The following is a 17415-nucleotide window of genomic DNA, read 5'->3' on the forward strand; positions in this document are numbered from 1 at the left end:
TTGTGTTCTAAATTCTGTGAGACATTCCCACCCTTGCAATTTCATCAATACGGTCAACCGCAGTTCCATCTGCAAGCACGTGATTAGGCAAAACGTCCTCAAAGGGTTTAACGACAAAGTCGCGCTCACACAAATTCAAATGTGGCAACGTGAGTTCTTCAGATTCGCAAACATACATTTGATAGTCCTCGATGTCAATGTCAATTGTGCGAGGGCCATTTTCCACTTCGCGCTTACGCCCTAGTGAGTTTTCTATGAGATGCAAATATTCCAGCAATTCCAGTGGAGGAATGCCGCATCTCAAAACTACAACGCAATTGACAAATGTCGCCTGATCTTCTTTGTATGCAGGCTCCGATTCATAAAAAGGAGATATGTCAATGAGTTCCGTATCAGGCAAATTCAGCATCTCTGTAATTGCCATGTTAATTTGCGAAGTGAGACACTCAATGCGCTCAGATTCATTCTGTGCATAAATTGCAACATTTGCACCAAGTCCCAAAACAACTAGTGGGCGCAATTTTGCAAGAGCCTGCGCAATTTTTTCAACGTTGTGCACGCGAACAACACCAGCGCCACGCTCACAAGCACGCAAACACTCAAGCGCAGTTATGTCATCTTTGTCTCCGTCTCCAAAAAGGGAGAGATACCGTTTTCTGCTAGGAGCTGCCATAACGGGATATCCAAGATGCCTGATTTCATGTATGTTTTGCATCAACTCTTTCGTTTGTTCAGGAGTTTTTGCAAACCCTGGTCCTGGATCAACACAAATGCGTTGTGCCTCAATACCATGGGATTCAAGCATTGATGTTTGGTTTTTAAGCCAATCACGCACCTCGTCTACGACATTTTTATAGTCGGTTAGTTCTGTCATAGTTTGAGGGGTGCCGCGCATGTGCATGACAACAAGCCCGCAATCGCAGTTTTTGGCAATCTCAACCATTTGAGGGTCGGTAAAACCAGAAACATCATTAATGATTGAAGCGCCCGCTTCAATCGCTTTCTTTGCAGTTTCTGGATGTCGCGTGTCAACAGAAACGCAAATGCCTTCCGCGCTCAAACGCGAAACAATCTCAGAAATCCTTTGCCATTCTTCCGCAGGGGTTACTTCTGTTGAACCAGGTCTTGTAGACTCCCCTCCAACATCAATAATCTGCGCGCCTTGAGAAACTAAAAGTTTTGCATTTTCTATCGCAACACTAGCTTCCTCGTTTTTCCCACCATCAGAAAAACTGTCAGGTGTTGCATTGATAATCCCCATAATTACAGGGATTCTGGTGTCAAATTTAAAATTTCCGCATTTCCAAAACATAGTTTTTCAATTATACATTCACGAAAGTTTTGAACATTGCATTTAGCATCAACTACTCTAGTTGTGGGAGTTTAGATGCTTCAAGTGCTTGCATGCTCCTTAATAATTGTCGTTGATATAATTAGAGCATGGTAAACAGCAAACACGCAAAACCAACACCAAGAACGAGAAAAACCAAAAAACGCGCCTCTAACGAGCGCCCTTTTGACATCACACGCCGTCAATTTTTAATTGGCGCCGGCGTTGTTGGTGCGGTTTTAGCAGTTGGCGGAGGCACCTATTATGTCACCGAAAACAACAAAGACACGAGCGGTCAAACAAAGCTTAAGGTAACACAAGACCAGGTCATAAAAATTGACGACCTGGAACTCGTTGATGACATTTCGGAATTTTTAAAAGTCGAGCGCGAAGTAACGCTTGACTACAACACACTAATTCATTCGAACGACAGTGAGATGCTTTCGTTGCTTGAATCGACGGGAGAGGGATCACCGCTGTTTCATGCATGCGCGTTTTCTCTTGCAAGCGGGAACAAATCGGTTCTGTTGAGCGGACCTGTGACCGACAAGCCGCGTTTTGACATATTCGATTTCAAAACAAATTCCTCGGGCAGCGTTTGGGTTGAATCAAACGTTTTCACAGGAGAAAACATAGTTTACACTTGCGAGGCTAACTCTGACCATTCCACAAATGCTATAGTTGCAATGACTCTTGGAGCAGATAAAAAAATGCCTCAAATTGTCGCATGCGACGACTACGCATGGATTCAAACTTCACCGTCAGAGGGAAACAGCGGAAAAGAAGAACTGTGGCGGATTAAATTTGGCGAAAGCGGGTCTTCCGCAGAAAAAATTATGGAAACAAAGGCATTTGCGACAGCACCCTCTTGGACGAAATCAGGTGTTGTCATTACACCGAGAAATGAAAATACACTAGCTTCATATGACATTCGTTTGCTCGATGCAACGTCAGCTCAAATAAAAGACATTTGCAGTTTGCAACAATCAATGAAACCTCAAGACGTTTCTTGGGGAAACAGCGGCTTTTCTTTTTCGTTCCAGGGTTCATATGAAGTGGGAGAAGGAATCTCGCAAGTTGGAACATATGCTCAAACAAACATTGGGAACAAGCTAGCTAGTGAAGATAATGCAAGCCGAGACGCACGTAACGAAAACTTGAGCGAGCAAACTTGGTTGTCTTTCAACCGTGAACCAACCTGCGCACCTGCATGGATTGGAGACTACATTGCCTTCAAATCCACAAGCTCAGTAGCAATTGTGGATCCCAAAACAAAAAAATACGCCGCCATTAAAGCTGATGACGGCGCTGACGATTATGGAGTTTGGTTGATAAGTCACGGGGATTGTGATCGCCTTGTGACTATTCAAAACATCAACTACACACCACTTTCTGGCGACCCAATTAAAGAGTGCCAACTAAAAGTTTGGGTCGCATAACACTACCTAAACGCTGGCCTTTATTGCGCGCTCCAGCCTAACTATAAACTCATCAACATCACCTTTGGTAATGACTAGAGGTGGCAAGAAACGAAGCGTGTCATCTCCAGTTGCATTGATTACTAGCTTTTCTCTCAGCAGTGCGTTTTCAACAACATCATGTGCATCAATGCCAGGCTTTAGCTGTGCACCAAGCATCAAACCTTTGCCGCGCACTTCAACTATTTCCTCGATGCATTCAAGTTTGTTCCTCATGTATGCGCCAACAAGCGCAACATTGCTCAATGTATCAAGACGCTCTAATTCATCAAGGGTCGCATTAATTGCAGCCATCGCAAGAGGCCCGCCGCCAAACGTTGTTCCGTGGTCGCCTGGTTGCAAAACTTCAGCCGCCTCGCCTGTGGCTGCACAGACGCCACAAGGGAAACCATCCCCGATTCCTTTTGCCATAGTCACAACGTCAGGCACTACATCGCAAAGCTGAAAAGCATAGGGGCATCCACTTCTATAAAGACCAGTTTGCACCTCATCAAGAATCATGAGAGCATCGTTGTCTTTAGTCAACTGACGAATGAGTTGCATGTAAGAAGTAGTGAGAGGGTGCACTCCCGACTCACCCTGGATTGGTTCAGCTATCATCGCACTAATATTGTCGCCCCAATCACAAAAAGTGTCTTTAAGCTGTTCTTCATCATTTGCGTCTACCTCAATGAACACAGGCGACATTGGATTTAGCCCCACATGGAACCTGTCTTGAGCGGTCGCAGCAAGCGTTTCGAAAGTTCTTCCGTGAAACGACTTTTTCAACACAACAACCTTAGTGTGTGCTCCATCGTTGCCATGTTTTCTGTTTGCGAGGTATCTTGCAATTTTTAACGCGCATTCGTTAGATTCAGCGCCGCTGTTTGTAAAAAACACCTTCCAGGTTTTAGGGTTATCAGAACCAAAATTTAGCAAGTTGTTGAATTTTCCAGCAGCTTCGCCTCTGCCTTCAATGTAGTAATAGTTTGAAACATGCATCAATTTTCCAACCTGCTCTTGAAGAGCGTGAACTACTTTTTCGTTGCAATGCCCAAGTGAGCAAACTGCAATGCCTGAAAGAAAGTCGAGATACTCATTGCCTTCGATGTCATAGAGATGAGCACCTTTGCCTTTTACAAATTCAACACCATATCTTCCAAAAGTGTGAATCAAATGCTTTTCTTCAAGTTGTTTTTCTTTTTCATTAACTAAAGAGCTAGCCATTGTTGTCTCCAATAGGTTGTTCCAATTTATAACTTATAGATATCTGTTCTCAAGCAATCGCGATGCAAAATGATCGACTTCCGCTTGATGTTCGGCATGCGTTTTGCCAGTGTTTGAAACAAGAGTTCCAATTCCTTCGTCAGTCAAAACTTCGATGAGAAGAGCATGGGGAGTTGTGCCGTTCACAAATTGAACAGAAGGAACTCCTTCATCAAGAGCGTGGATGCAACTTGTCAACTTTGGAATCATTCCCTTCGAAATGTTCGGGTCACTCAAAAGCTCCTTCGCCTCATCAACACTCATGTTAGCAATGAGAGTGTCTTCATCAGGGAAGTCTTTGTAGATGCCATCAACATCGGAAATAAAAATAACCTTGTGAGCACCAATCGCACCAGCAATGTGACCTGCGGCAATGTCAGCGTTAATGTTGAATATGCCTCCGTCATCGCCGAGCGCAATAGTTGAAATTAGAGGAATGTAGTCATCCTCTAGCAGGTCATTAACAATGCCAGGATTAACACGAATAATTTCACCGATTCGTCCTAACTCAGGATCTTTTTGCTTTGCAATCAAAAGACCGCCATCGGCACCGCTCAATCCTACCGCAATGTTTCCGTGCTGATTCATTTCCCAAACCAGCTGCTGATTGACTTCGCCTGTGAGGACTCTTCTAACAATTTGCATTGCGGCATCGGTTGTCACCCTCTGTCCGTTGACAAACTCAACCTCAATACCCTCTTCTTTCATTTCTTTTGAAATTGCATTGCCGCCACCGTGCACAATAACAGGTTTAACACCGAGCATCTTTAGCATCAAAATGTCACCCATTACTGCCTTGCGCAAATCCTCACTAACCATGGCAGCACCGCCATATTTAACCACGATTGTTTTGCCTGTGATTTCCTTAATCCAAGGCATCGCCTCGCTCAGAACTTCACCTGCAAGAATTGAGTTCCCACCGCGCTTCGCAGAACTTGCAAATTTCATTTTTTCTTCTTTCCTTATGAACGATAATCAGCGTTGATGGAAATGTAGTCGTGAGTCAAATCGCATGACCAAACAACTGCATGACCATCCCCTTCACCGAGGTTGCAGTCGATGTCGATTTGAGTTTCTTCAAATCGCTTCAAGGCTTCGTCTTCGTCGAAAGGTATTGGCAAACCGCCACGTAAAACAGGCATTTTCAAAAAATCAATGCTTGTGTTTTCCTGTTTAAAATCGATGTCGCATTTCCCAAGAGCTGCCGCAACCCTGCCCCAGTTGGCATCATGACCAGCAATTGCAGTCTTCACAAGAGGAGAATTGGCAACTGACCTAGCCGCAATCAAAGCTTCATCGTTATTTTTGGCGCCTTCAACAGTGATTTGAACAATTTTTGTTGCGCCCTCGCCGTCCACAGCAATTTTCTTAGCTAACTCAATACAAACATAATTGAGCGCTTCTTTAAAAACACCGCACTCCGGTGTTCCAGGTTTGATTTCGTTTTCTTTACCACTAGACATAAAAATTGCAGTGTCATTTGTAGACGTGTCGGAATCAACTGTCACACAATTAAAACTGCGGTCAACCGCCGCCCTAAACACTGTAGTCATGACATCGTCAGAAAGAGGCACGTCCGTCGTGATAACAGAAATCATCGTCGCCATGTTTGGCTGAATCATGCCGCTTCCTTTAACCATGCCACCAATGTGGAATGTGCCGGAGAGCCCTAATGCTTCGCCTTCAATTTCAACAGCAACTTGCTTGTAGTGAGTGTCGGTCGTCATTATTGCGCGTGCCGCATCAAGACCACCTTCAACACTCAGTTTTATTGCAGCCTCAGGAACTCCTGTTTTAAAAGGCTCCAGGGGCAAAGGCACACCAATGACGCCAGTCGATGAAACTAACACCTCATCGACAGAAATGCCAAGTTCGTCTGCCACAATTCCCGCAGATTCACGAGCAATGTTAATTCCATCAATTCCAGTTGCGGCATTTGCATTCCCAGAATTGATAGCTACAGCCGAGATCTTTGAAACACCGCAATGGTTTCCGTCATAACCAAGCTGCTCACGGTCAAAAATTACGGGAGCCGCACAGAACTTATTGCGAGTGAAAGTTCCGGTCGTTTTTGCTGGCTCCTCAGCAGCAATCAGTGCAAAATCAAGTCGCCCCGGATTTTTCCTAAACCCGGCATGCACTCCTGTTGCTTTAAATCCACGGGAAGTAGTCACGCCACCGTTCTTAACTACAACAAAATGTTCCATTAAAACCCCCTTTCTTATGCAAAAAGCTAAACTAAATTTATACTACTACACGGGCAATGCAACATTTGCCAAGCCCGCCATCTCATCAAATCCAAACACGATGTTTGCACACTGAACACCCTGCCCCGCCGCACCTTTAACTAGGTTATCAATTGCCGCAATTGCTATAACAATTCCAAGCTCTTCGTTGAATGCAATTCCAATGTGAGCAAAGTTAGTGCCTGTTACACTCGAGGTTTGAGGAAACTGTCCCAAAGGCAAGACCTTAACAAAATTGGAATCTTTGTAAAAATCGTCATAGAGAGAATGAATTTCTTCAGCTGAAGTTGCAACGTCTTTCTTTGTCTTCATGGTCACTGTCGACAAAATGCCTCGATTTGCAGGAGCAAGATGAGGAGTGAAAACGACACTCGTGCCAAGAATTTGTTCCATCTCAGGCGTGTGACGATGTTTCGTAACGCCATAAACAGAATAGTTTTCGTTGACGTTAACATACATCGATTTTTCAGTAGCCTTTTTGCCAGCTCCAGTCAAACCAGAAATCGCATCAATGACTGGCGGCATTTCATTGTCAAACAGCTCGCTTTCAACAAAAGGTTTTGCAGCTAAAGTTGATGCGGTCACATAGCAGCCTGCGCACGCAACAAGAACATCTTCATGTTTTAAATAATTCTCGTGAGCATTGTTTATCTCTTCTGAAAACAACTCAGGTAAACCAAATGAACGCTTTTTTAAAAGCTCCAACTGGTCATGTTTAACTCCATACCATTTTTCATAAACTGCAGGGTCTTCAATGCGAAAGTCAGCAGAAAGATCTATTACAGCAACACCTTTATCTATAAATCTTGGAGTGATAGATAGGGAGGCTTTGTGAGGAACAGCCAAAAACACAACGTCTAAATCTTTTTCTACAATCTCATCGGTATCAAGAAAAACAAGGCTTCCCGCTCTTGTTCCTGTAAACGATGGATAAAGTTCCTCGAGCTTCATTCCCTCGTTTGACACAGATGAAATTGCAATTAACTCAAATTCGGGATGTGAATTCAAAATTGAAACAGCTTGAATCCCTGCAAATCCCCCAGCACCGACTACGCCAGCTTTTTTCATGATGGCCTGCTTTCTTTCTCAAATTTTCTATAAATTAATTTTAGATGTTTACCAAAGGCCAGGCTCAAGACGCACGCGGTCAGTCAGATTAACAACACAACATAAAAGACCAACGACGCCTCCTGCGCAAGCTGAAACTACATTTGCAGGAACAATCGAACCTAATCCAGCAATCCAGGGCAACAAAGAACTTAAAACAAGAATTGCAAAACATGTCAGACTTCCAAAAATGTCAAATGTTTTAGTGCCGTGAGCGCAGAAAAGAGAGAAAATGGCCGAAGCGGCGATCCAGCAGACAGCAATCATGTAGCTGGCAGGATTTGTGACTACCGACATAAACATTTCCCACACTTTTTGATTTGCAATCACGGTTGAAGACGGCAATAGCATATTGTCGAAAAAATACCATCCAAACATTGATTGACTTCCAAACACAGCCATAAAAAAACTCAACGATGAAATAAAAGATGCAGTGATTGTTCCTTTTTTTGGACCAAGCAAAGCTCCAGATAGAGCTATCGCAACTGGCGCAAGGCCAAACGCTCCCAACAACAGAGAAGATAATGCGCAAAATGTCGAGATAAAACTTTTTTCACCGAGTTTTACCCACCACAGGCCAGTTATAACGGCGAGCAAGATCGCCGCAGGACAGCATTGATAAAAGCAAAGCAAAATTACGATGGAAGCAAATGCTGCCAATGAAGCATATTTAGGAAAAATAAACGTGAGCAAGGCAACAACTAGCAAAATTGTCACAAACGCTGCTGGTTGAAAAGACAGAACTCCAAAAGCATCAGAGACGCTAAATCGGATGTTAAGCATAATAAACCCGAGCACTAGAGCAGAACTAAGCGCAGATGCTGCTTTTGCGATTAGTTTGGCGCCCTTTTCACCAAGCCTGTCAACAAAAGCCTCTTGAGCGCAAGCGTCTTTTAGTGCTGCATCGATGTCAATGGTAGAAGTGTCAAGGTAGTTATCTTCGTTCCCATTGACAATTACCGACAATTCTTTTTTTCCGAGTTTTGGTTCCCCAAGATAAAGCTTTAAAGCGCTGTTGAATTGTCGGATGGAAGCAAAGCGGTTTTCTCTGTCCACCGAAAGCGCCTTAAAAAGTGCGTCATCTGCCCCTTCCTCAAGATTTTCCCAGCAAGCGCTCGGAATGATGAGTTCAGAGTTCATCATGGATTCTTCAGCCTCTGAAAGCGTTTTCGCTGTTGTAAAAGGATTGCTCCCAGTCAACATTTCATAGGTGATAATCGCTAACGACCATTCATCGCTTCGAACGTCAAGCGGCATTTTTTGCATTTGCTCAAGAGGCATGTAACCAATCGTGCCTGCTGCCGCTGAGCCTTTTCCATTTAAATCCATGAGCGTTGCTAGCCCAAAGTCTGCAACCTTTACATCACCGCCTCGACCAATCAAAATGTTGTCTGGCTTTATGTCTAAATGCAAAATGTTTGCTTTGTGCGCTGCCATGATGGCAGCAGAAACACTTTTGAAAACGTGAGCGATAATGTCGAGATTTATGTCGTCCTGCAAATAACGCATGAGTTGCGTGAGTGTTATTCCCTCAACATATTCCTCGATGACATAAACGGTGTCATCAGCAACTTCGCAGTCATAAATCATCACAATGTTAGGATGTGTTAACCGCGCAGCAGCTTGCGCTTCCGAAAGCCCAGGCACTTTCGTTTGCTTTTGAAGCGAAAGCTCAGGCGAGTCGCCATCTGTCAAACGGGCATTTTTAGAACCTAAAGCATCATCTTTAAAGCTTCGTCTTTCATTTGAATCAAGTTCTGCAAGTGCATTATTGTCAGAATCTAAACCAGCAGAATCTTCTGGAAAAGCGTTTCTTGAATCGCCTAAAGTTGATTTTTTTTCTTGTGGAATTTCCGAATTCAAAGCTTTCTCATCTAAAGAAGAAAGTAACACTGTTTTGATTGCGACTTCTCGTTTGAGGCGCGTGTCATATGCATGGATGACAGTGCCGTAACCGCCAACGCCGGCAGTTTCAATCGGCCTATATCGTCCAAGAATCATATTTTCTTTATCATCATTCATTCACTTAAACAAACGCCTTTAATTCAGTTTTTAATGTTTTGCATATAAAAGGAACTCTTTGTTGCCCTTTTTCTTTCCGCGAATTGGAGACTCGGCAACATCAATCACGTCAAATTCTTGCCGCGTTAAAGCCTCACAAACTTCACTTATCGTTCGCTTGTGCACAGCTTCATCAGCCACTAGCCCACCTTCGTTTTCGGAAACGTTGGCCTCAAACTCAGGTTTAATGAGCGCAATCAATTCGGTTTTCCCAGTTGCTGGAGAAAAAGCAAAATTTTTGATTACTGGCGCTAGTGAGGCAAGTCCAATAAAACTAACATCAATCGCTATTAAATCGAAAGGAGCTCCCAGCAGCGAAGGGTCGGCGTTCTTGATGTTAGTGCGTTCAAAAACAGCACTTCTCTCGTCACTTCGCACTTTCCAAGCAAGTTGTCCATAGTTAACATCTACACAAGCAACTCGACGGGCGCCTTCCTGCAAAAGACAGTCCGAAAAACCACCTGTTGATGAGCCGATGTCAAGGCAGTTTTTCTCACAAATGCTCAAATTGAAATAATCGATGGCTCCTTTTAGCTTGATTCCACCACGCGAAACATATGGACATGTTTCCTTTAATGTGATTTCACAGGTTGAATTAAACTTTGCTCCAGGAGATGTCACGAACTCATCGCCAACTTTAACGTCTTTTGAGATTATCAATCGCATTGCTTCTTCTTCAGAAGACGCCAAACCGCGATTCACCAAAAGATGTTTTAGCTGCTCTTTTGCCACGTATTAATTCCCTTTTCAAGAGCCCAAATCATTAACTTGATTCTATCAAACTTGAACTTTGCTAAGATATTGCAAAGAAAGGAGCCACAATGCCAGCAATCATCACCCATGACACTTTCGCACAAGAGATTTATGCAAAACTCAATGCTCTGATTGGGCAATCCGAAGAAGAAAAAAATGCTTTTCTGCTTGGAAGTCAAGGGCCCGACGTTTTCTTTTATGGCTCGATAAATCCGCGCATACCACAAGCAAACAGCTTTGGAAAGAAGCTGCATCGCAATCATTGCAGTGAGTTCATTTCGGCGCTGGCGCTTGGCGTGCCAAACATTAAAGAGTCAGAACATCAACAAGATGAAGATTATCTCGCCTCGGCTCAAGACATCGCACGTGCCTATGCACTTGGTTATCTAATGCATTTTGAACTCGATTCAAAAGTGCACCCATTTGTGTTTTCACAGCAATATGCCTACTGTGATGCAGGAGAACCAGGTCTTGACCGTTCAAGTCAAAGCGAAGTGCATGTCGAAATTGAATGTGAACTCGATGAACTGGTGTTAACGATAAAGCGCGGAGAGACAATTGCAACTTTTGATCCATCTTCGCAAATTTTAAAAGCATCAAACAGAACACTCGACATAATAAGCGCGTTATATGAGTTCGCACTCCCGATTTCTCACAAAGAAGAATCAGCAAAAAGCATGTATCGTTTGAGTGTAAAAGCCTATCGCCAAACACAAAGGTGGCTCTACAGCACAACTGGCGTAAAGCGCGATCTGATTGGACGATTTGAGAGAATCTTTAGACAACACTCCTACCTTCGAGCGATGATTCACAAGAATGTGCGCATCTATCAAAGCATTTTTGACAACCACGAGCACTATGCATGGGATGACCCATGGGTTAAAGGAAAAACTCACAATGAATCATTCTGGGATTTATATAACCTCGCAAAAGTAGACGGAATGAAACATTTGCATAGATATGCAGAGAGCATCGACTCGCTTGTTGCAAAAAAAGAGTCGTTGACTAGACCAGAGACGATTGAAGAAGCGAAGGCTGATGTCAGAAACATCTTTCGCACCACATTTGAAATCACAGGCAATCTAAACTTCTATGGCTGCAACGAAAGCATAATTGACCCAGAAACTGGCAAGCCGAAAGAGTAATTTCAAACTTCAACCCCAAATTAGCTCACTTTCTCAATGTTACAACTGTTAATAGACGGCTAGAACAAAAGGCCAGCAAGTGAATTGTTGCTAAAGACAATTGCAACCAATGATTTAAGAACCTAGCTGAAAGGTGTCATTCTGCTTTTGAGAACAATCCAAAACAACCAAACAGATGTGCAGATTCATAAAAAGGCTAGCTACATTATCAATCGCTAGATGATTGAAACTACAAAGCGGTTAAATCAGTTCTTCAAATCATTTCTTACATTGTTTCTTTTGAAAACTAAAAAACTCGGTGGGGATTCTAAACCCACCGAGCGAATTGAGATATTTTATGTAGGTGCTTTTTATTCTGCAGGCTTGTCAAAAGCAGCCGCACAATGAGGGCAGCGAGTTGCACCAACTTTGACCTCTTCTAAGCAATAGGGGCAAGTTGGAGCAGGATTATCAGCCTCGTCCTCTTTGCCTCTTAATTTGTGGCCCAAATCTTGTGCTTTGTTAACTGCTTTAACGAGCAGAAATACAACAAATGCAACGATGAGAAAGTTAATACAAGCGCTAATAAATGCTCCGAAGTCGATGTCTGTACCAGGAATCACCAACCCAGAAACGGCCTCTGCACCGCCACCAGCAATTACAGAAATGAGCGGATTTATGATGTTTGTAGTGAGCGCAGTAACGATAGAAGTGAATGCACCTCCAATGATAACAGCAACAGCCAAATCCATAACATTACCGCGATTTATGAATTCTTTAAATTCGTGCAAAAACTTCTTCACGATTCTTCCTTTCCATCACAAATAAATAAAAACAGACAGGATCGAATTTATAAATATTGGGCTCTTAAAACACCCCTCCAACAAATCTTAATTCTACCAAAATTACCACTCTGTTTTAAAAGTTGAAATCCTGGCTTAAATGATTTAACTACACAAGAAATAGTGGTTCATCCTGTAGCATTATCTATATATAGAATACAAAATCGAGAAATGAGAGAGGACGGCCACATGGCACGATTAAAGAAAATACATCCCAGATCTTGCGCTCTTGTCACCGGGGCTACAGGAGGAATTGGAAAAGAACTTTGTGAAAATCTTGCAAGACAAAAAGAACACGAAACGATTGCTCTGGTGGGAAGGAACAGCACAGAACTCGAAGCACTTGCAAACTCACTCCAAAAGAAATATGGAGTAAAAACATGCGTGCTCATCGCCGACTTCTCAATTTCAGATGCCGTTGAGAAGCTTGTTTCTAAAGTGCGTGGCTCAAATTTAGTGGTCGAAACACTTGTGAACAATGCAGGATTTGGGTATGACGCAAACTTTGTAGACAGCGACGCGAAGAGACAACAAGCTCTAGTCCAAACTAACGTGATGGCACTAATGGACCTGTGTCTCGCATTCGTCCCCGACATGGCAAAACGCAAACACGGAAATGTTTTGAACGTGGCAAGCGTTGCAGGTTTTTTGCCCGGCCCACGCATGGCCACCTATTATGCATCTAAAGCATTTGTGCAATCATTTTCAAATGCGCTACACATGGAACTGCGATTTCACGGCGTCCATGTCACGGCTCTTTGCCCAGGACCAGTTCGCACACCTTTTTGGGATAGAGCCGACGCAGAAAAAACTGCGATAGCTCACATGACAATGAGTCCCTCAGTTGTTGCAAGCAGCGCTTTGTTGGCATTAAAGTTAAACCGCATGTTGTGCTGCCCTGGTTTATTTGCAAAAACTATAGTGTTCAGCAGTCGGTTGCTCCCCAGAAGTTGGGCAGGTGCAATTGCAGCAGCTCTGCAAACTCCTAAAGAATAGGCAGACAACCACGTCTTTTCAAAGTCGCATTTCAAGTTTTAAAGACCATAAATGCCGCTTCAAAGTCATGCTCAATCAAAGCAAAATGCGACTAGCCTAACTTGGGAGCTAATCAAAGAAAACGAAACGGGTGCTCGCTGAAAGCGCAAATTCACAGAAACTGCCCCGCTAAATGCGCATTTGACTGAATGATCCCCAGCCTGTTGACCACAAATTCAACAAAGGTTGGCTCTGTTTGCGGCGTGTTTATGTGCGTTGACCTGACCAAAGAGGGCAAACTAATTCAGCAAGAAATGAACTTCCTATTTTTTTACACCTGAAAATGCATAGATTCCAGGTGTGTCAACGAGTGCTTCAAGTTTGAATTTTGATTTCCAGATTCTACTTTCTTCTTCAACGGGAGCAAGTCCGCTGCTGACTCCTGCCGCAACTGCCTGATGATGGCTATTGATTAAATCTTTTCCACTCCCATGAGCAACAACAAAACGTCCATTTGGTTTCAGAAGGTTCCAGATTTTGTCAACTAAAGCATGTTTGTCCATGAAATGAGGATAGGCGTTATAAATCACGACGGCATCAAACAGATTAGCCTCGTCTAACTCCAGTGCATCGCAAGCGATAAATTCTATGCAATCAACACTCGCAAACTTTTGCTTTGCAAACTCAATCATCTTAGGAGAAATGTCCACGGCCGTTACATGAGAAACCTTTGCATCCAAGTAAAAAGGCACCATGATGCCCTGTCCACACCCAAGATCCAACACACTGTCACCCTCTTTTATGTCAACAAAAGAAAGAACAGCTCCTTGCGCTCGATTCTCTGTTGAATCCCAATTTTCCGCACGTTCATCAAAATATTTAGCTACTTCATTCATTTAAAACTCCATTAAAAACTCGGTACCAAGTGCAAATTTTGAACATCAAATAATTACTGCTATTCTTCCACAAGCTTTCATAACTATTAACAAAACTGCTGATGGGTTTAAGATTAAAACTCCACTTGCACTGTGCGTAAATTATCAAACCTCACACACAAGCTGAAAAAGAAACTATTATGCAACCACAAACCGCCGTCCATTGTGCTCGATGACCTCGCACTCTAGTCCATAAATAGAAGCCATTCTTTCGTGAGTTACGATGTCGGCATCTCCAAAAGACTCAACATTACCGTTTTTGAGAAACAAAAACTTGTCACAATATTTGAGTGCAAGATTAACATCATGCATAACAGCCGCCGCTGCAATGCCTCGTTCATTCACTTCATTTGCAATCTCTTTCATGACATCCTGCTGATTTGCAGGGTCAAGGTTATTCGTTGGCTCGTCAAATAAAAGCGTGTTAGCCTGCTGCACAAACGCGCGTGCGAGAACCATCTTTTGGTATTCTCCACCAGAAAGTTCGCTAGCATAACGAAGCGCATAGTCTGCAAGTCCAAGTCGGCAAATCACGCCTTCAACTACTTCATAATCATCATTTGTTGGTGCGCCTTCCATGTGCGGACGCCTCCCTAGCAAAATAGAATCGTAAACTGTGAGCCTGTTAGCGTGGCTATGCTGTGAAACGAAGGCAATTTGCTTCGCACGATCAAGGCGGCTGACATTTGACAATTCCACTCCATCAAGGAAAACCTGCCCCGAATTCGGTTTCCTAATTCCTGTTAAACATGACAGTAAAGTTGACTTTCCGCACCCGTTAACTCCAAGAATTGCTAAAAATGATCCTGGTGTAATTTCAACAGAAACACCTTGCAAAACAGGCATGTTTGTTCGATATGAGAAGTGGATGTTGCGAGCTTCTAACATTATCGGCTAACTCCATTGAACAGGAGATATATGAAAACTGGTGCGCCAACGAGCGACGTAATTGCTGAAATTGGCAGAATTAAAGGGGAGACAATTGCATGGCACAAAATGTCGGACAGCAACAATAGCCCTGCTCCTGCAATTGCTGAGGCAGGAAGCAAAAAACGATAGTCGGCACCAAGAAGCCGCCTCATAATGTGCGGCGCAACCAGGCCAACAAAATTAATAATTCCGCAAAATGCAATTACAGTAGATGCCGCAGCGCTTGCGACGAGCATGTTTGACAAGCGAACTTTGTTAACAGAAACCCCAAGGCTGTGCGCCAGGCCTTCCCCGGTTTCAATTGCGTTTAGTGACCAGCGGTTTATGTAGAAGAACACTGCTGACAATAGGGTTACAAAGCTCGTAATTGCGAGTTGCTCTTTACTAACTCGGCTAAGGTCGCCAAAAGTCCAAAAAACAACCGCGGCAACTTGCGTGTCTTCCGCAAAATATTGAACCATGGTAGTCCCAGCTGTGAAAACTGCAGAAAGTGCGACACCAAGCAACACGATGCTCTCAGGTGTCATCTCACGAACACGAGAGAGCATGAGAATTACCACAGTAGATGCCATCGCCCCAATGAAAGCAAATAACACAGTGAGAATTGGATTTCCTGATGCCACTCCTTCGTAGGCTGAAGAAGCACCTGCACCAGCAAACACGATAATCGCAAGAGATGCTCCGAATGCTGCACCTTGAGAAATGCCCAAGGTGCTTGCAGATGCTAGAGGATTTCTCAAAACGCTTTGATAGGCGCAACCTGCAAGCGACAAAGCAATGCCTGCTATAACTGCTGTCGCAATTCGTGGCAAACGAATGTTTTGAACAGCAGCGACAGCACGAGCATCTCCCTGCCCAAAGACGGCGCAAACAATTTCTTGCGGCGATAGACCAAGCGAGCCCATCCCAAGTGAAGCGAGCGCAATACCCGCGACAACAACGAACATAACGGCAATCACGACTCTTTTGCGCTTTATGTATCCAACATAATGCTCTCTTGGTCCGCGCGTTTGTGCAGGCAAGCGCCCTCCACCGAGCATATCTTCTTTCATCTAATTCGCCAAATCCCCAATAGCCAACTTGTAAAGAAACTTTATCTCACAAAGTCTTAGCTTCGCAATAACAAAAGTCAAATGAAAAAAGCATTGAAACTTCTGATTTCTTTTTTATCCAAACCAAAATCATCGAATAGGGAACAACCTAACTAAAAAAGATCGGTTTAAAGTCCATGCCCTTTGACTTCATTACTTCATAGAAGTCGCTGCCCAAAAGCGTGGTGTAAATCTCTGAATATTTTGCACTCAAATCAACATCGGCAAATTTGTCAGGGTAAATCGTTGCGCCAATGAAATAGGTGTCACAAATTCCAGTATCAATGTTTGTTCCATTGAAATTAAAGAAAGGCTGCGTAAACAAGTTACCATTTTTGAAAGCTTTGAGACTGTCAAAGAAATCTTTATTCTTGCCGTAGTCATCCTTCATCAAATCCATGTTCCCAGCATTAAGGAACATATAGTCAGGATCCCAGTTTCCAATTTGTTCCAAATCAACATCCACTGCAGCCGATTGACCTGTCTCATCGGCTACATTTTTCGCGTTTAGTTCCACAAGCGGCGCATAGTTGGCATATGTTCCTGTGAAACTCTTCGCACCTTTGTAATTAACAGCTCCAACATAAACACTAGGCTTGTCCCCCTCAGCAATGTCAGAAGTGCGTGACTTCAAATCGTTGTCCCAGCTTTTCAATTTATCTATTACCTGCTTTGCATGCTCCTCAGTTCCAAGCGCCTCTGCCACACACTCAATTGACTTGTAAACGCTGTCGGTAAACAGTTGATTTTGATAGCTAATTCCAATTACAGGAATTCCTGTGTTCTTCTGCAAAGCGTCGCACTCCTCGGCGCTGCGACTCGAAATGATAACGTCGGGTGCAAGTTCAATTAGCTGCTCTTCATTCACGTTCGTTTCAAGCAGGTGATTTCCGTTGCTTGTTGATGGCAGGTCAGCAAATTTGTCTTTATAAACAAAGGCATATGGTCTGTTGAGTGCAGGATCTTTTTCCATCTCTGTAACTGCAATCAACTTGTCTTGAGCACCTGCATAGACAACAAACCTTGCTCCGCTTCCAACTGTAGCAGCTGTTTTTGCGTCGCGAGGAACTTCAACGCTTCTGTTGTAGGCATCAACCACAGTCTTAACTGAGGATTCCTGTGACTGATTATTAGTAGAGCTTGAAGATGAGCTAGAACAACCCATTAAAACTAAAGCAATTGACAAAACGAGGCAAGAAATCGCCACAAACAAACTTGTCTTAACCATCTTTACCATAAAAACCCTCCTGAACAGAATCAATAAGATCCAAGATAGAACTAACAACCATGCGAGCTCG

Annotated in this window: 15 protein-coding genes; 3 read left to right on the top strand and 12 right to left on the bottom strand. The window is 43.4% G+C overall.

All coding sequences use genetic code 11. The features are described 5' to 3' along the window. Positions 1-7: 7 nt before the first annotated feature. Entirely contained in the window at positions 8-1312 is a 1305-nt protein-coding gene (folP, locus tag FXZ76_RS00805; RefSeq protein ID WP_079535241.1) for a dihydropteroate synthase, read from the bottom strand. Between the two features lie 128 nt (positions 1313-1440). Between folP and FXZ76_RS00810 the strand changes: the two genes are divergently transcribed. Then, entirely contained in the window at positions 1441-2769 is a 1329-nt protein-coding gene (locus FXZ76_RS00810; RefSeq protein WP_079535242.1) for a twin-arginine translocation signal domain-containing protein, read from the top strand. A 6-nt stretch (positions 2770-2775) separates the two neighbouring features. Here the strand turns inward: FXZ76_RS00810 and FXZ76_RS00815 are convergent, their stop codons facing one another. The 6 genes from FXZ76_RS00815 to FXZ76_RS00840 are packed head-to-tail and all read right to left on the bottom strand — an operon-like array spanning position 2776 to position 10199. Further along, positions 2776-4014 carry an aspartate aminotransferase family protein gene (locus tag FXZ76_RS00815; RefSeq protein ID WP_079535243.1) on the bottom strand — a complete coding sequence of 413 codons (1239 nt, stop codon included), beginning with the start codon at positions 4012-4014 and terminating at the stop codon, positions 2776-2778. Positions 4015-4047: 33 nt separating this feature from the next. Further along, positions 4048-5001 (bottom strand): acetylglutamate kinase, encoded by a 954-nt coding sequence (gene argB, locus FXZ76_RS00820; RefSeq protein ID WP_079535244.1) that lies wholly within the window; start codon positions 4999-5001, stop codon positions 4048-4050. Positions 5002-5015: 14 nt separating this feature from the next. Next, on the bottom strand, positions 5016-6260 hold the full coding sequence (gene argJ / locus FXZ76_RS00825) for a bifunctional glutamate N-acetyltransferase/amino-acid acetyltransferase ArgJ (RefSeq protein ID WP_079535245.1): 1245 nt from the start codon (positions 6258-6260) through the stop codon (positions 5016-5018). Between the two features lie 45 nt (positions 6261-6305). Continuing rightward, positions 6306-7367, bottom strand: coding sequence for an N-acetyl-gamma-glutamyl-phosphate reductase (gene argC, locus FXZ76_RS00830; RefSeq protein WP_079535246.1), 1062 nt, complete (start codon positions 7365-7367; stop codon positions 6306-6308). Between the two features lie 48 nt (positions 7368-7415). After that, positions 7416-9428: a serine/threonine-protein kinase gene (locus tag FXZ76_RS00835; RefSeq protein WP_079535247.1), complete on the bottom strand. Its 2013-nt coding sequence runs from the start codon at positions 9426-9428 to the stop codon at positions 7416-7418. A gap of 30 nt (positions 9429-9458) precedes the next feature. Then, positions 9459-10199: a TlyA family RNA methyltransferase gene (locus FXZ76_RS00840; RefSeq protein WP_079535248.1), complete on the bottom strand. Its 741-nt coding sequence runs from the start codon at positions 10197-10199 to the stop codon at positions 9459-9461. Positions 10200-10288: 89 nt separating this feature from the next. Here FXZ76_RS00840 and FXZ76_RS00845 point away from each other — a divergent pair, with 89 nt between their 5' ends. Beyond that, positions 10289-11365 carry a zinc dependent phospholipase C family protein gene (locus FXZ76_RS00845; protein WP_079535249.1) on the top strand — a complete coding sequence of 359 codons (1077 nt, stop codon included), beginning with the start codon at positions 10289-10291 and terminating at the stop codon, positions 11363-11365. Between the two features lie 350 nt (positions 11366-11715). Here the strand turns inward: FXZ76_RS00845 and mscL are convergent, their stop codons facing one another. Further along, entirely contained in the window at positions 11716-12147 is a 432-nt protein-coding gene (mscL, locus tag FXZ76_RS00850; protein WP_079535250.1) for a large conductance mechanosensitive channel protein MscL, read from the bottom strand. 228 nt (positions 12148-12375) lie between these two features. Between mscL and FXZ76_RS00855 the strand changes: the two genes are divergently transcribed. Beyond that, a complete protein-coding gene (locus FXZ76_RS00855; RefSeq protein ID WP_157887266.1) occupies positions 12376-13182 on the top strand; it encodes an SDR family NAD(P)-dependent oxidoreductase in 807 nt (268 codons plus the stop codon). 302 nt (positions 13183-13484) lie between these two features. On the opposite strand, the gene FXZ76_RS00860 is transcribed toward FXZ76_RS00855, so the two are convergent. The 4 genes from FXZ76_RS00860 to FXZ76_RS00875 all read right to left on the bottom strand — a co-directional run bounded on the left by FXZ76_RS00860 (position 13485) and on the right by FXZ76_RS00875 (position 17354). Continuing rightward, positions 13485-14057 (bottom strand): class I SAM-dependent methyltransferase, encoded by a 573-nt coding sequence (locus FXZ76_RS00860; protein ID WP_079535252.1) that lies wholly within the window; start codon positions 14055-14057, stop codon positions 13485-13487. 177 nt (positions 14058-14234) lie between these two features. Beyond that, a complete protein-coding gene (locus FXZ76_RS00865) occupies positions 14235-14984 on the bottom strand; it encodes an ABC transporter ATP-binding protein (protein ID WP_079535253.1) in 750 nt (249 codons plus the stop codon). Then, positions 14984-16078 carry a FecCD family ABC transporter permease gene (locus FXZ76_RS00870; RefSeq protein ID WP_079535254.1) on the bottom strand — a complete coding sequence of 365 codons (1095 nt, stop codon included), beginning with the start codon at positions 16076-16078 and terminating at the stop codon, positions 14984-14986. Before FXZ76_RS00870 ends, FXZ76_RS00865 begins: the two co-directional genes overlap by 1 nt. A 148-nt stretch (positions 16079-16226) precedes the next feature. Then, on the bottom strand, positions 16227-17354 hold the full coding sequence (locus FXZ76_RS00875; protein ID WP_079535255.1) for an ABC transporter substrate-binding protein: 1128 nt from the start codon (positions 17352-17354) through the stop codon (positions 16227-16229). Positions 17355-17415: the final 61 nt, after the last annotated feature.

The organism is Phoenicibacter congonensis (assembly GCF_902386915.1).
Classification (GTDB): domain Bacteria; phylum Actinomycetota; class Coriobacteriia; order Coriobacteriales; family Eggerthellaceae; genus Phoenicibacter; species Phoenicibacter congonensis.

What these genes read in the sequence shown, in the direction of transcription:
- FXZ76_RS00875 (WP_079535255.1), bottom strand. Translation starts at nt 17,354, where the DNA reads ATGGTAAAGATGGTTAAGACAAGTTTGTTTGTGGCGATTTCTTGCCTC.
- FXZ76_RS00815 (WP_079535243.1), bottom strand. Translation starts at nt 4,014, where the DNA reads ATGGCTAGCTCTTTAGTTAATGAAAAAGAAAAACAACTTGAAGAAAAG.
- FXZ76_RS00835 (WP_079535247.1), bottom strand. Translation starts at nt 9,428, where the DNA reads ATGAATGATGATAAAGAAAATATGATTCTTGGACGATATAGGCCGATT.
- FXZ76_RS00865 (WP_079535253.1), bottom strand. Translation starts at nt 14,984, where the DNA reads ATGTTAGAAGCTCGCAACATCCACTTCTCATATCGAACAAACATGCCT.
- folP (WP_079535241.1), bottom strand. Translation starts at nt 1,312, where the DNA reads ATGTTTTGGAAATGCGGAAATTTTAAATTTGACACCAGAATCCCTGTA.
- argC (WP_079535246.1), bottom strand. Translation starts at nt 7,367, where the DNA reads ATGAAAAAAGCTGGCGTAGTCGGTGCTGGGGGATTTGCAGGGATTCAA.
- FXZ76_RS00810 (WP_079535242.1), top strand. Translation starts at nt 1,441, where the DNA reads ATGGTAAACAGCAAACACGCAAAACCAACACCAAGAACGAGAAAAACC.
- FXZ76_RS00870 (WP_079535254.1), bottom strand. Translation starts at nt 16,078, where the DNA reads ATGAAAGAAGATATGCTCGGTGGAGGGCGCTTGCCTGCACAAACGCGC.
- argJ (WP_079535245.1), bottom strand. Translation starts at nt 6,260, where the DNA reads ATGGAACATTTTGTTGTAGTTAAGAACGGTGGCGTGACTACTTCCCGT.
- FXZ76_RS00845 (WP_079535249.1), top strand. Translation starts at nt 10,289, where the DNA reads ATGCCAGCAATCATCACCCATGACACTTTCGCACAAGAGATTTATGCA.
- FXZ76_RS00855 (WP_157887266.1), top strand. Translation starts at nt 12,376, where the DNA reads ATGGCACGATTAAAGAAAATACATCCCAGATCTTGCGCTCTTGTCACC.
- argB (WP_079535244.1), bottom strand. Translation starts at nt 5,001, where the DNA reads ATGAAATTTGCAAGTTCTGCGAAGCGCGGTGGGAACTCAATTCTTGCA.
- FXZ76_RS00860 (WP_079535252.1), bottom strand. Translation starts at nt 14,057, where the DNA reads ATGAATGAAGTAGCTAAATATTTTGATGAACGTGCGGAAAATTGGGAT.